Annotated in this window: 12 protein-coding genes; 7 read left to right on the top strand and 5 right to left on the bottom strand. The window is 73.0% G+C overall.

The genetic code is table 11. The features are described 5' to 3' along the window. The first annotated feature begins 59 nt into the window (after positions 1-59). Together ABT053_RS18250 and ABT053_RS18255 are read left to right on the top strand one after the other, a co-directional pair. Positions 60-1,019 (top strand): ArsR/SmtB family transcription factor, encoded by a 960-nt coding sequence (locus ABT053_RS18250; protein WP_350970222.1) that lies wholly within the window; start codon positions 60-62, stop codon positions 1,017-1,019. A gap of 431 nt (positions 1,020-1,450) precedes the next feature. Further along, on the top strand, positions 1,451-2,383 hold the full coding sequence (locus tag ABT053_RS18255) for an alpha/beta fold hydrolase (protein WP_350970223.1): 933 nt from the start codon (positions 1,451-1,453) through the stop codon (positions 2,381-2,383). A 16-nt stretch (positions 2,384-2,399) separates the two neighbouring features. Here the strand turns inward: ABT053_RS18255 and ABT053_RS18260 are convergent, their stop codons facing one another. Then, on the bottom strand, positions 2,400-2,825 hold the full coding sequence (locus tag ABT053_RS18260; protein ID WP_350970224.1) for a nucleoside deaminase: 426 nt from the start codon (positions 2,823-2,825) through the stop codon (positions 2,400-2,402). Then, a complete protein-coding gene (locus ABT053_RS18265) occupies positions 2,822-3,691 on the bottom strand; it encodes an LLM class flavin-dependent oxidoreductase (protein WP_350970225.1) in 870 nt (289 codons plus the stop codon). Before ABT053_RS18265 ends, ABT053_RS18260 begins: the two co-directional genes overlap by 4 nt. Positions 3,692-3,784: 93 nt before the next feature. On the opposite strand from ABT053_RS18265, the gene ABT053_RS18270 reads away from it, so the two are divergent. Further along, positions 3,785-4,237 (top strand): Lrp/AsnC family transcriptional regulator, encoded by a 453-nt coding sequence (locus ABT053_RS18270; protein WP_350970226.1) that lies wholly within the window; start codon positions 3,785-3,787, stop codon positions 4,235-4,237. 156 nt (positions 4,238-4,393) lie between these two features. On the opposite strand, the gene ABT053_RS18275 is transcribed toward ABT053_RS18270, so the two are convergent. After that, the gene (locus ABT053_RS18275; RefSeq protein ID WP_350970227.1) at positions 4,394-5,608 is read right to left on the bottom strand and encodes an ice-binding family protein; all 1,215 of its coding nucleotides are present in this window, start codon (positions 5,606-5,608) and stop codon (positions 4,394-4,396) included. Between the two features lie 803 nt (positions 5,609-6,411). On the opposite strand from ABT053_RS18275, the gene ABT053_RS18280 reads away from it, so the two are divergent. The 4 genes from ABT053_RS18280 to ABT053_RS18295 all read left to right on the top strand — a co-directional run bounded on the left by ABT053_RS18280 (position 6,412) and on the right by ABT053_RS18295 (position 9,390). Further along, a complete protein-coding gene (locus tag ABT053_RS18280; RefSeq protein ID WP_350970229.1) occupies positions 6,412-6,612 on the top strand; it encodes a hypothetical protein in 201 nt (66 codons plus the stop codon). 89 nt (positions 6,613-6,701) lie between these two features. Next, a complete protein-coding gene (gene pyrF, locus ABT053_RS18285; protein WP_350970230.1) occupies positions 6,702-7,547 on the top strand; it encodes an orotidine-5'-phosphate decarboxylase in 846 nt (281 codons plus the stop codon). Continuing rightward, positions 7,541-8,602, top strand: coding sequence for a hypothetical protein (locus ABT053_RS18290; protein WP_350970231.1), 1,062 nt, complete (start codon positions 7,541-7,543; stop codon positions 8,600-8,602). The genes pyrF and ABT053_RS18290 overlap by 7 nt, the downstream gene beginning before the upstream one ends. A gap of 2 nt (positions 8,603-8,604) precedes the next feature. Beyond that, positions 8,605-9,390 (top strand): thioesterase II family protein, encoded by a 786-nt coding sequence (locus ABT053_RS18295; RefSeq protein WP_350970233.1) that lies wholly within the window; start codon positions 8,605-8,607, stop codon positions 9,388-9,390. Between the two features lie 362 nt (positions 9,391-9,752). Here ABT053_RS18295 and ABT053_RS18300 read toward each other — a convergent pair whose 3' ends face one another. Next, positions 9,753-10,910: a winged helix DNA-binding domain-containing protein gene (locus ABT053_RS18300; protein WP_350970234.1), complete on the bottom strand. Its 1,158-nt coding sequence runs from the start codon at positions 10,908-10,910 to the stop codon at positions 9,753-9,755. Positions 10,911-10,921: 11 nt separating this feature from the next. Continuing rightward, on the bottom strand, positions 10,922-12,133 hold the full coding sequence (locus tag ABT053_RS18305; protein WP_350970235.1) for a cytochrome P450: 1,212 nt from the start codon (positions 12,131-12,133) through the stop codon (positions 10,922-10,924). Between the last annotated feature and the right edge of the window lie 104 nt (positions 12,134-12,237).

Raw genomic sequence — 12,237 nt, forward strand, 5'->3', positions numbered from 1 at the left:
CATCGGAGCATGCGGGCGGGCCCCCGCCGGGGGCTATTGTTTCGTCAGGAGGCGAAACCTTGGCCTATCTGGAGTGCACCCCCGAGGACCTGGCCCGCACCCGCTTCGTGGTGTCGCCGATGGCCCAGGTGGTCGCCGCCCTGCCCCTGCTCGGCGGCGGCCGGCTGCCGGCCGGGATGTCGCGGTGGACGGCCGGGGTGCGCGACCGCTACGAGGCGCTGGTCGCCGCCGACCCCGTCCTGCGGGCGCTGGCCGACCTGCTGATGGTCACCGACTACGTGCCCGACTTCTTCTGCGTGCCGCCCCGCGTGGCCGTCACGTTCTCCGAGGAGGCGCTGGCGGTACGGCGCACGCCGTACCGGAAGGCCCGCGCCGACCTGGAGCTGAGCTACTGGGGCCGGGCGACGGCCGGGGCGCTGGACGTGCCCGACGTCGCCGGGCGGGTGGCCGGGAGCCTGACCGCCGTGTGGAACGAGCTGATCGAGCCCGACTGGCCGAGGATGCGCGCGCTGCTGGAGCACGACATCGTGCGGCGGGCGGGACGGCTGGCGGCGTACGGCTGGGCCGAGGTGTTCGACGGGCTGGGCGTGCACATCTCGCTGGAGGGCGAGCGGATCCTGCTCGGCCGGGTGGCGGGCGCCTCGCACCGGCTGGGCGGTGTCGGCCTGGTCCTGATGCCCAACGCGTTCGACGCGAGGACCGTCTACCTCGACCCGCCGCGCGCCTTCGGGCTCACCTACCCCGCGCGGGGGGTGGCCGCGCTGTGGGAGAGCCGGGTGCCCGCGCCGGACGGCCTGGCCGCGCTGCTCGGCAGGGGCAGGGCCGCGGTGCTGCTGGAGCTGGCGGCGCCCGCGAGCACCAGCCAGCTCGTCGCCAGGCTGGGCATGACGCTCGGCGGCGTCGGCGACCACCTCGCGGTGCTCAGGCGCTCGGGGCTGGTCTCGCGCGGCAGGAGCGGGCGGTCGGTGCTCTACACGCGCACCCCGACGGGCGACGCCCTGGCCGAGTGGAACGCGTGAACGCGGCACGGTGAGGCCGGCGACGGAACGGCCCTCATCGACGGCATCGCGGTCCAGGCGGCCGCGGGACGCTCCAGGGACGATCTGCCGCGGGTCGCCGAGACGGCATGCGCGCCTGGCCCTCCGGCGGATGAGCCGCCCGGCGCCCATCGAGGGGTCCCGCTCCCGCCGAAGGGCCCCGCGCCCATCGAGGAGTCCTGCTCCCGCCGAAGGGCCCAGCGCCCATCGAGGAGTCCCGCTCCCGCCGAGAATTCCGCTCCCGCCGGGGAGATCCGGTTCTCGTCGAGAATCCGAGGAGGAGGAAGCCGGGGCGCGGACGTGTCACGGGCGACAGGCGGCGCCGGGTTCCGGTATCCAGGCAGGGGACGACCTGAAGCCGCGAGGCGACCGGCCGGTCCCGCGGACCCGTCGCGCCCATCGGAGGCACCACCGTGAGCATCCCTCTGCCCGCCTCGTTCGCCCACCACGTGATCGACGCCGACGGCGTGCGCGTCAACACGTACGTCTCGGGCGACGGTCCCCCGGTCCTGCTGCTGCACGGCTACCCGCAGACACATCTCATCTGGCATCGGGTGGCGCCCGTGCTCGCCCGCGAGCACACCGTGGTCCTCACCGACCTGCGGGGGTACGGGGACAGCGACAAGCCTCCCTCCGCGCCGGACCACGCCCCCTACTCCAAGCGGGCGATGGCGCACGACCAGCTGCTGGTCATGCGCTCGCTCGGCTTCGGCCGCTTCGCGGTGGCGGGCCACGACCGCGGGGGGCGGGTCGGCCACCGCCTGACCCTGGACGAGCCCGGGGCGGTGACCAGGCTGGCCGTGCTGGACATCGTGCCCACCCGCCACGCGTTCCGGCACGCCGACGCCGCGTTCGCGCTCGGCTACTACCACTGGTTCTTCCTCGCCGCGGGCGACGGCGTCCCCGAGCGCATGATCGGCGCCGATCCCGGCTACTGGGTCCGCTCCCACATGAAGGTCCAGCACGGCGGCCCCTCGTTCGACCCGGCGGCCCAGGACGAGTACGTCCGCTGCTTCTCCGATCCGGCGGCCGTCCACGCCTCCTGCGAGGACTACCGGGCCGCCGCGAGCATCGACCTGCGCCACGACGACGCCGACGCGGACGCGGGCCGGCGCGTGACCTGCCCCGTCCTGGCCCTGTGGGGCGAGCGCGGTTTCGTCGGGCGCAACTACGACGTCCTGGACGTCTGGCGGGGGTACGCGGACGACGTGCGCGGCCGGGCGGTGCCCGGCGGGCACTATCTCCCCGAGGAGGCCCCCGAGACGACGGCCGAGCTGCTCGGCTCGTTCCTCTCCGAGAGCCCGGCCGGGAGTCCGCCCGGGGGCCCGGCCGCGACGACACGGTAGCGGCCGGGGCGGACCGTCAGGTGTAGTAGCCCTCGACCGGGACGCGCGCCTCGTCGAACAGCGCGGGCCCCTCCTGGGGCACGTGCGGCCAGCCGCCTCCCGGCTTGAGGCTCGCGAACTGCTCGTTGGAGAGCGCGAACACGACGCGGCCGAGGCCGGAGCGTGCGATGGCGCCCTCGCACATGGGGCAGGGCTGGCAGCTGGTGTACATGGTCGTGGCCGCCGCGGCGCCGGGGTCGAGCTCGCGGGCCGCCCACCTGGCCAGCTTCAGCTCGGGGTGGGCGCTGATGTCGCGGTCGCCGAGGACCGTGTTGTGGTCCTCGGCGAGGACGGCGCCGTCCGGGCCCACCAGCAGCGACCCGAACGGGGCCTCTCCGCCCTCCCGCGCCCTGGCGGCGAGCTCGATGGCCCGGCGGAGATGCTTCTCGTCGTCGTTCGTCATGATTGTCCTGTTCGTGGTCGATGGGTGCGCAGATCCCAGCGGGCGGCCACGGCGGCGAGCGCTCGCCAGGCCACCTCCGGGTGGCGCGTCTCCTCCGGGTCGCCGTCGAACGGGTCGAGCACGACGGTGTCGGCGCCGAGCAGCCGCAGCCGTTCGAGGTCGTCGGCGACCTGGTCGATCGTGCCCTCACCGGCGAGCCGCCCGGGGGCGGTGATCGGGGATTCGGTGAGCCGCAGGGCGATACGGGGTGCGAAACCGGGCACCGGCCGGCCCTCCTCGTCCGCGATGACCTTCAGCCGGTCCAGCGCCTCGCGCATCCGGCCGAGGGTGAGGCGCAGCGGGTGCCACGCCTCGCCCAGGCGCACCGCCCTGCGCAGGCCGGCGTCGCTGTTGCCGCCGACCCACACCGGGATCCGCCCGGCCCGGTAGTCCTCCTCGTCGTCCCAGGCCGCGCGCATCACCCGGAGATGGTCGTCGGTCAGCGCCCCCCGCCGCTCGAACGCGACCCCGAGCGCCTCGAACTCCTGCCGCGCCCAGCCGACGCCCACGCCGAGGACGAGCCGCCCGCCGCTGAGCCGGTCGAGGTTGGCGGCCATCCGGGCGACGAGCAGCGGGTGGCGGTACGGCACGATGAGCACCGTGGTGCCGATCCGGATCCCGTCGGTGACCCCGGCCAGCCAGGCGAGGGTGGTGAAGGGCTCGTAGAACGGCGCCGGATACTGCTCGGCGACGTCGGGAGTGATCACGACGTGGTCCGAGACCATGAGCAGGTCGAAACCCAGGCCCTCCACCGTCCGCGCCCAGCCGCGGAGCGCCCCGGGATCGGTACCGGGTCCAAAGTTTGGGACATTAACCCCTATTTTCACGGCTTCAGGCTATCCATTGATCACCGGCGGCCGGAAGGGACTCATCCCGGCGTACGAGGCCGTACGCCGGTGATATGCCGGTATCTTCGCCAGATGACCGAGAATCTCGACGCGACCGACTGGTCGATCCTGGCCGAGGTCCAGTGGGACGGCCGGATCCCGATCACCGAGCTGGGGCGGCGGGTGAACCTCGGCGCCTCCGCCACGACCGAGCGGGTCAGGCGGCTGGAGGCGGCGGGCGTCATCACCGGATACCACGCGAACGTCGACCTGGAGAAAGCCGGTTTCCCCGTGCTGGCCGTCGTCCGCCTGAAGTATCCGGGCAGCCGGCACGAGCCGCTGCACCGGCTGCTCGGCGAGCGCCTGGAGATCCTGGAGTGCCTGCGGACCACCGGCGACGACTGCTACATGCTGAAGGTGGCCGCGACCTCCATGGGCCACCTCGAAGAGCTCGTCAACGAGCTGGCCCAGCTGGGCAGCACCACCACCAACCTCGTCTACAGCCGGACACTCCCCTATCGCGGCCCCCGGGGACCCCGATCCTGATCGGGGTCCCCGGGGGGCGGCGGCATCCCGGGGCGGGGGGTAGGGGGGGGGGCGGGGGCGCGGTGCCCGCGCGCCGGACAGGGACGACCGCGGCGGTCCGCTTCCCGCGCGCCGGACAGGGACGACGGCCGCGGGGTCCCGTCCCCCGCGCGCCGGTCAGGAGCGGCGGCCGCAGGTGGCCGTGATCCGGGTGCCGGCCTTCCCCTCGGCCGCGGAACCGGTCCGCGCACCTGCCTGCGCACCTGCCCGCGCACCGGCCTGGTCGTCGCGGCGGACATCGCCTCGCTCACCGCTCCTCCCCCGCAGGGTCACCGGCGTGCAGGGACACCCGAGGTCCACCCGCTGGATCAGCACCGGCGAGGTGCTGGGGTCGAGCTGGGCCGTACCTGTGTAGGTGGCGACGACGCGATCCACCCCCGCGGGGAGGCTGGAGGTGGTCAGGGTGGCGACGCCCCCGACGAGCGGTACGGTGCCCAGCGTCGCCCCGTCGGTGGCGAAGACGACCTGCCCCGTGGGGATGGTCGCGTCCGAGGACGTCACCGTCGCGGTGAAGGTGATCGGGCCACCGTCTCCCAGCGGGCACGCGGAGGTCAGCGTGGTGGTCGTCGGCACCCCGCAGGACGCGAAGAGTGGCAGCGAGATCGTGTCCGTGTCCAGGGTGATCGCGTCGTTGCGGCTCAGCAGGCGTCCGACCACGGTCGCGCTGGTGGTCGCGGTGATCGCGCCCAGCGAGAGGATGCTCCCCGCGAAGCTGGAATTGGCGCCCAGCGTGGCCGCGCTGCCGACCTGCCAGAAGACGTTGGCCGCCTGCGCGCCCCCGATGAGGGTCACCGTGCTGGCGCCCGCGGTGACCAGGGTGGTGGCCGTCTTGAAGACGAAGACGGCGTTCGGGTCCCCCTGCCCGTCGAGGGTCAGGTTCCCGGTGATCTGGAAGGTCCCGGAGGCGGAGTCGTAGACGCCGGGCGTCAGGGTGGTCCCGCCGAGCTGCGTCGCGATGGTGGCGTCGACGGGCTGGCCCGCGGCGTTGTTGTAGGCGGTGGTCAGATCCGTCTGGGCCTGCTGGGCGACGGCGTCGGTCAGGTGGATGGTCCCGTTCACGACACCGGGCGGGAAGCCGCTCAGCGCCGCGCCCGGCCACACCCCGAGGTCTCCGGTGACGACGGTGGTCCCGGTGTTCGTGACGGCGTCCCGGCCCAGGACCGCGAAGCCCGACGCCGTGCCGAGCGGCACCGGTGTCGCCACGCTCGCGGCCGTGCCGAGCGGCACCGGCGCTCCCACACTCGCGGCCGCCGGTGAGGCGGCCACGCCCCCCAGCGCGACCACGGCGACGAGGACACCCGCCAGCCGGGAACGAACGGTGTTTCGCGCCATCAAACGAGGTTGAACGGTCTCCATCATAATGTTTTCCTTTTCTTTGAACATTGCCCCGTAAGGGCGCATTTCCAGCGATGCACCACTCCTTTCGACAATACCGATTAGCGGAGCCGTACTCGTTATACGACATACGGGTAAATCCCATCACCGCCGACTCCACTCCCACCTGCGAGGACATCAACCTATACGCACAAGAAAGCCGTTAACGACATCATATCGACTTATGTCTTGAAATAACTTTTTGATTCAGATGCCCCGCGGCCGTATGACGGGAGGGCTGCGGGAAGGCGGCGGGAGGGTCCCGGAAGGGCGCCGGGAAGGTCCCGGGAAGGCGGGGCTGCGGGGAAGGCGGTGGAAGGGGCGTGGGAGACACGTCGTTCACCGGCGGGGCCGTGCGCCGTCCAACCCGCGACCACGAGACCCCGGGAACGCGTCCGCGCCCCCACCCCCCGGTACTCGCTTCGGACCCCTCCGCCTCCTTGCCTCTCACCCCGCAGATCGCCCGGAAAGTCACTCGATCCGCCACTGACAGCCACCCGTCAAGCGCCACGAAAGCGGCCTACAACTCGAAATGCCTACAAAGGTAGGCAGAGGCGGAAAGATCTATTTTTCTCCCCCGAGGTTCTTTTCTGCCGTCCGGTGATCCTCGACTCCACCCGCAGGTAGGGCGGACCGATCAGGACCGACCCGAAGGAGAAGAACATGAACGGCGCGCAGCCGACGAGAACCGGCGGTGCCCGGCGTCGACGGGCGGGAGCCGTGGTGGCGCCGGCCACCGCGGCGGCCGTGACGACCCCCGGATGGCCTGCCCGGCCACCAGCGCGAAGGGCGTCCTGGCCGCCATCGACAAGGTGATCGCGCGGGCGAGGACCAAGCCCCTGCGCGGGGGCAGGCGCGACCTCGACGCCCTGCGTCGACGACACCGTGACCCGCTACCTCGTGGACCTGATCCCGCCCAGGAACGGGGGGCGCTGTACTCGCTGAGCGCCTTTACAATGTAGATCAGAAAGATGGGAGCATTTTAACCGACGGAACCCTGACGGCGGGCGGGCGCGAGGCGGTCCCCGGCACAAGCGTGTGCAATGGGCCCATGGCTGCCGTACCGATATGGACCGATCTGCTCACGACCCGTTCCGCCCTCTGCCTGGGGATCGCCCCCTCCCCCAAGTGGCTGGAGGCGTGGAGGATGGACGACGACCTGGACGGGGCCCGGCGGATGTGCGCGGTGGTGCTGGAGGCCGCGGGCGAGCTGGTCTCCGTCTACCGGATCCAGGTGCCGTTCTTCACCCGCTTCGGCGCCGCGGGCACGGCCCTGCTGCGCGAGGTCGTCGACGGCGTGCACGAGCGGGGCTCGCTCGCCGTGCTGGACGCGAAGGTGTGCGACGCCGACGACACCATGGACTCCTACGCCGACCTCTACCTGGGTCCCGGCAGCGTGCTGGCCGGGGACGCGGTGACGGCGAACCCGTTCATGGGCTTCGCCGCCCTCGGCCCGCTGCTGCGCCGGGCCCGTGACAGCGGGACGCTGGTCATGGTGCTCGTACGCACCTCCAACCACGCGGCCGGCGGGGTGCAGGGCGCCGTGACCGGATCGCGCACCGTCGCGCAGCGCACCGCCGACGAGGTGCGGGAGTGGAACGACGAGCACGGCGTGGCGGCCGCGGCCGTGGTCGGGGCCGGCCGCGAGGAGGCCCTCGACCTGGTGGGCCGCATGCCGTCGGCGGTCGTGGAACTGCCGGGCCTCGGCCGGGCCGGGCGCGAGACCCGCGACCTCGTCGCCGTCGCCGCCGAGGCACCCGGCCGGGCCGTCCTGCCGGTCACGACCGGGGTGCTGCGGCACGGGCCCGACGTCGCCGCGCTGGGCGCGAGCATCGCGGCCTGGCGGGAGGAGATCGGCGCGATCGGCGCGATCGGCACGGGGGCCCCGGCGTGCTGATCGAGCTGCGGCCCGGCACCCCCGCCGACGTCGCCGCGGAGGTGGCGGCGCAGGCCGGGGCGCACGAGGACGTCACCGCCTGGCCGGTCACCCTGGCCGGGAGGACCTTCGTCGTGGTGAGCGGCGACGAGTCCCTCGCCCGCGTACCCGCCTCGCCCGCCGTGCTGGCCCGCCGCCCGACCCCCGACGGCCACTGGCTGGTACGGCGGGAGAGCGGCGTGGCACCGCGCGAGGTGACGATCGGCCCCTCTCCGGGGTCCGGTCCTCCGGCGGCTCCCGGTTCCCCCGGACAGACGACCGGCGCGACGGTCGGGGGGCCGCGGCTGTGGTGGGCGGCCGGACCGTGCGCGCTGGAGTCGGCCGAGGACGCGGTCGAGACGGCCCTCGCGGTCAGGGCGCAGGGGGCGCACGCCCTGCGAGCCGGGCTGTCCAAGACGCGCAGCAGCCCCTACAACTTCCCCGGCAAGGGCGTGCGGGGCCTGGCGGCGCTCGCGGAGGTCCGGCGGGCGGCGGCCATCCCGGTGATCACCGAGGTGTGCGACCCGCGCGAGGTGGAGGCGGTCGCCGAGGTGGCCGACTGCCTGCAGGTGGACGGGCGCCAGCTGGACAACCGCCCCCTCCTCGCCGAGCTGGGCGCGCAGCCCAGGCCCGTACTGCTGATGCGCGGGCCCCGGGCGAGCGTCGACGACTGGCTGCGGGCGGCGGAGTTCGTCCTCGCCCGGGGCAACGCCGCCGTGGTGCTCTGCGCGGGCGCCTCGGGGACGCCGCCCCAGCCCGGTTTCGGGGCGATCGCCGCGCTGCGCGCCCATACCGACCTGCCGGTGGTCTTCGACCCCAGCCACAGCACCGGCTCGGCCTCGCTGGTGGCCCCGGCCTCGCTGGCGGCCTCGGCGTACGGCGCGGACGGGCTGCTCATCGAGTCGTGCGTGAAGCCCGGGCGGATGTACCGGCCGGGCGACGCGGCGCACATGTTCCCTCCCGAGTCCCTGGCGGACCTGGTCTCCGCCTGCGAGCGGGCCCGGGACTCCGCACGATCCCTGGCGGTTCCGCTATGACTGTGTCCACTGCTTCCTCCCCTGCCCCCACGACCTCGGCGGCTCACCCCGCGAGCTGGCTGGTGCCGCTGCACCGGCCGGAACGGCCCCGCGCGCGGCTGGTCTGCGTGCCCAACGCGGGAGGCGGCGCCACGACGTTCCGCGGCTGGGCCGACCTGCTCCCCGGCGACGTGGAGCTGTGGGCGGTGCGCTCGCCGGGCAGGGAGACCCGCATCTCGGAGAAGCCCCTGCACAAGCTGTCGGCGATCGTCGATCCGGTGGTCGACGGGCTGTCGCGCCTGGACCCGCTGCCGTTCGCGCTGTTCGGGCACAGCATGGGCGCGCTGGTGTCGTTCACGGTGACGCGGCGGCTGCGCTCGCGCGGGCTGCCGGGTCCCGGGCGGCTGTTCGTGTCGGGCTGGAACGCCCCCCACGTCCGCGACGGCATGCCGCGCCTCGGGCAGCTCGGCGACGAGGACCTGATGCGGGTGCTGCACCGGCTGGACGGCATCCCGCCTGAGGTGATCGGCAACGCGGAGCTGATGAGCCTCGTCATGCCGGTGCTGCGGGCCGACCTGAACGCGGCGGAGTCGTACGTCCACCAGGACGAGCCGCCGCTGGCCTGCCCGATCTCGGTGTTCGGCGGGAACGGCGACCCGACCACGACGGCGGCCGGGCTGGGCGCGTGGAGCGCGCAGACGGAGTCGGCGTTCCGGCTGCGGCTGCTGCCCGGCGGGCACTTCTTCATCCACACCCAGCGCCGGGCGGTGCTGCGCGCGATACGCGGAGACCTCGGCACCTGCCGGTGAGCTGCCGGTGAGGGAGGCCGGGGCACGGACGGCCCCGGGCCGGGCGGGCCGGGCGGGCCGGGTCACGAGCGGTGAGTCCGGCCGGACCGGTGCCCGCACGGCCGTGAGCGAGACGCGGCTGACCGGGAACCCGGCGGACGGAAGCCCCGGGCGAGACGGACGGCCCCGGACCGGTGCCCGCGCGGCCGTGAGCGAGACGCGGCTGACCGGGAACCCGATGGACGGAAGTCCCGGGCGAGACCGTGCGCGAAGGACCGGGCGGCAATCCGGTGCCCGCCGATGGGCGGGAGTCCCGGACGGACTCCCCACCCGAACGTGCCCATCTGGTCCGGCGGGCGGCCTGTGAAGCCTGTGAGAGACCCTCAGCGCTTCTTGCCGACGAGCTTGCCCGTGGACAGGGTGGCCTCGGCGCCGTAGAAGCGGCCGACGCGCTCGACCTCCTTCTCCAGCTCCTTGGTCTGGCCGGAGTCGAGCTTGACGAACGACTCCAGCTTGATCTCGACCTTGCCGCCCTTCTCCCTGCGCTCCCACATCCCGGAGACGACCCCGTCGACCAGCATGATCTGGTGGGCGACCGCGCCCTCGTACCTGCCCCGGCCGTGCTCGAAGACGCGGGCGGCGGTGTCCTTGGGCACGACGACCTCCTTGGGACCGCTGCCAAGGACGTACGCCTCGTACTGCGGCAGCAGCCGCACGCAGCTCGGGTCGGACGGCCAGCGGCCCTCGTCGGTGGCGAGGACGTACGCCTTGCGCCCCTCGACCTCGACCTGGGCGACCTCGTCGCCGAGCGACTCCAGCGCCTCGCGCGCCTCGGGCGGCCTGAGCGCGAACCAGCGGGCGAGGTCCTGGTGGGTGGCCGGGCCGTACGCGCGCAGGTAGCGGCGCACGATCTCCATCGCCGACTCCTCAGGGTCGGGCTGGTCCTTGACCTCGGTCTTCAGCCCCGCCCACCGGTCGGGCCTGACGTAGGTGACCTTGGCGCCCCGCACCGGCCCGAAGCAGAGGACGCCGAGGTAGGCGACGGGACGCAGCAGCTCGCCCCAGTTGGAGGCGAGCTTGTCCTTGGCCCACGCGCCGACGTGGCCGGAGACCTCCTTGGCGAGCTCCTCGCGGGTGAGGCACTCGCCGTCCAGCGCCTCGCGGACCGCGTCGACGAACGCCTCGCCCTGCTTGGCGGTGAGCCCGTGGTGGGCGTGCCAGCTGCCCTTGGCGCGCCAGTAGGGCTTCCAGCGCATCGCCGCCATCCACAGCGCCAGCTCGTCGGCGGCGTGGACGTGCAGGGTGCCGCGCAGGCTGTACGTCTTGACGAGGCGTTTCTTGTCGTACAGCTCGGCGCGCACCTGCTCCTGCGTGGCGCCCTTCACCCGTGACCCGATGGCCAGCTCGGCCGCGGCGGCGACCTGCGACTGCACCCCGCACACGTCGCGCACGGGTTTGCGCAGGTCGCCGGAGACGGGTTTCACGAGATGGTGGCGGGCCAGCCGCCGCGCGTGGACCTGATCCCAGGTGAGTGAGTTCATGGTCGTCGCTTCTACCCCATGGGATGCAGCCGAACCTGGACGTGCTTGACGCCGTTGATGACGGGAGAGCGCAGGTAGTCGGGCGGCCCGAGCAGCTCCGCCGCCGACACCGAGTTCGCGAGCTCGTCCAGGAAGACGGTGAGCTCCAGCTCGGCGAGGGCGGCCCCCAGGCAGAAGTGCGGCCCGGAGCCGAACGCGACGTGCCCGCTGCGGGAGCTGCGCGGCCGGCCGACGTCGAACACCTCGGGGGAGTCGAACACGCGCTCGTCGCGGTTGGCGGAGGTGTGCCAGATGACGACGTCCTGGCCCGCGTGGATGGTCTTGCCGTGCAGCTCGGTGTCGCGGGCGGCGCGGCGCAGCACGTGCCGGCTGGGCGAGGTCCAGCGCAGCAGCTCGCCCACCGCGTTGGGCACCAGCTCGGGTTCCTTGCGCAGCCGGTCCCACTGGTCGGGGTGCTCCATGAAGGCGAGCAGCCCGCCGACGGCGGCGTGCCGGGTGGTCTCGTTGCCGCCGAGCATCAGCACGTCGAAGAAGAGCAGGCACTCCTCCTCGCTCAGCACCCCCGCGTCCTGGGAGCGGGCGAGCAGGCTCACGATGTCGTCGCCGGGCGACTTGCGGCGCTTCTCCACCAGGCCCTGGCAGTACAGCAGGAGCTGGCCGTGCGCCTGGGCGGCGTTGGCGCGCACGTCGGAGGTCATCTGGTACTCGCTGTCGTGCGAGCCGAACGCCGTGGAGGTGAGCCTGAGCATCAGGTCCCAGTCCTGGCGCGGCACGTCCAGCAGCGCGGAGATGCCCGCGACGGGCAGGGCCGCCACGACGGTGGCGAAGTCGCACTCCCGGCGCTCCAGAGCGTCGGCGAACACGTCCTTGACGACCGAGCGCAGGTACGGCTCCAGGGCGGCGATCGCCCGGGGGGTGAAGCACTTGTTGACCAGCTTGCGCAGCTCGGTGTGGCGGGGCGGGTCCGTCGTGTTGATCATCTTTCCGGATCCCTGGTCACCGGTGTTGCGGTGCGGGCCGAGGGTGTTGGTCTGGTTGGAACTGAACGTCTGGGGGTCCTTCTGGACGTTCACGCAGTCCTCGTACCGGGTGACCGACCAGAAGCCGGGCTCCTTGCCGTCGGGGTTCCAGTAGAGCGGGTCGTTGTCTCGCAGGTGGCGGAAGACCTCGTGGGGTCTGTCGCCGACGTGCAGATCGGCATCGGCCAGATCGACATCAGTCATTTAGGAACTTCCCATTCCTCGGAGAATTTTCCGGCAGAAGTCATCTCGCCGGCGGGATGGCCCGATTACCGGTGGACCTGACCCGATTACCGGTGGACCTGATC

It is taken from the genome of Streptosporangium sp. NPDC002524, assembly GCF_040295985.1.
In the GTDB taxonomy this organism is placed as follows: Bacteria; Actinomycetota; Actinomycetes; order Streptosporangiales; family Streptosporangiaceae; genus Streptosporangium.

Bases quoted from the DNA above. Each gene is read 5' to 3' on its own strand.
- ABT053_RS18260 (WP_350970224.1), bottom strand. From the start codon at position 2,825: ATGACGAACGACGACGAGAAGCATCTCCGCCGGGCCATCGAGCTCGCC.
- ABT053_RS18270 (WP_350970226.1), top strand. From the start codon at position 3,785: ATGACCGAGAATCTCGACGCGACCGACTGGTCGATCCTGGCCGAGGTC.
- ABT053_RS18275 (WP_350970227.1), bottom strand. From the start codon at position 5,608: ATGGCGCGAAACACCGTTCGTTCCCGGCTGGCGGGTGTCCTCGTCGCC.
- ABT053_RS18280 (WP_350970229.1), top strand. From the start codon at position 6,412: ATGGCCTGCCCGGCCACCAGCGCGAAGGGCGTCCTGGCCGCCATCGAC.
- pyrF (WP_350970230.1), top strand. From the start codon at position 6,702: ATGGCTGCCGTACCGATATGGACCGATCTGCTCACGACCCGTTCCGCC.
- ABT053_RS18300 (WP_350970234.1), bottom strand. From the start codon at position 10,910: ATGAACTCACTCACCTGGGATCAGGTCCACGCGCGGCGGCTGGCCCGC.
- ABT053_RS18305 (WP_350970235.1), bottom strand. From the start codon at position 12,133: ATGACTGATGTCGATCTGGCCGATGCCGATCTGCACGTCGGCGACAGA.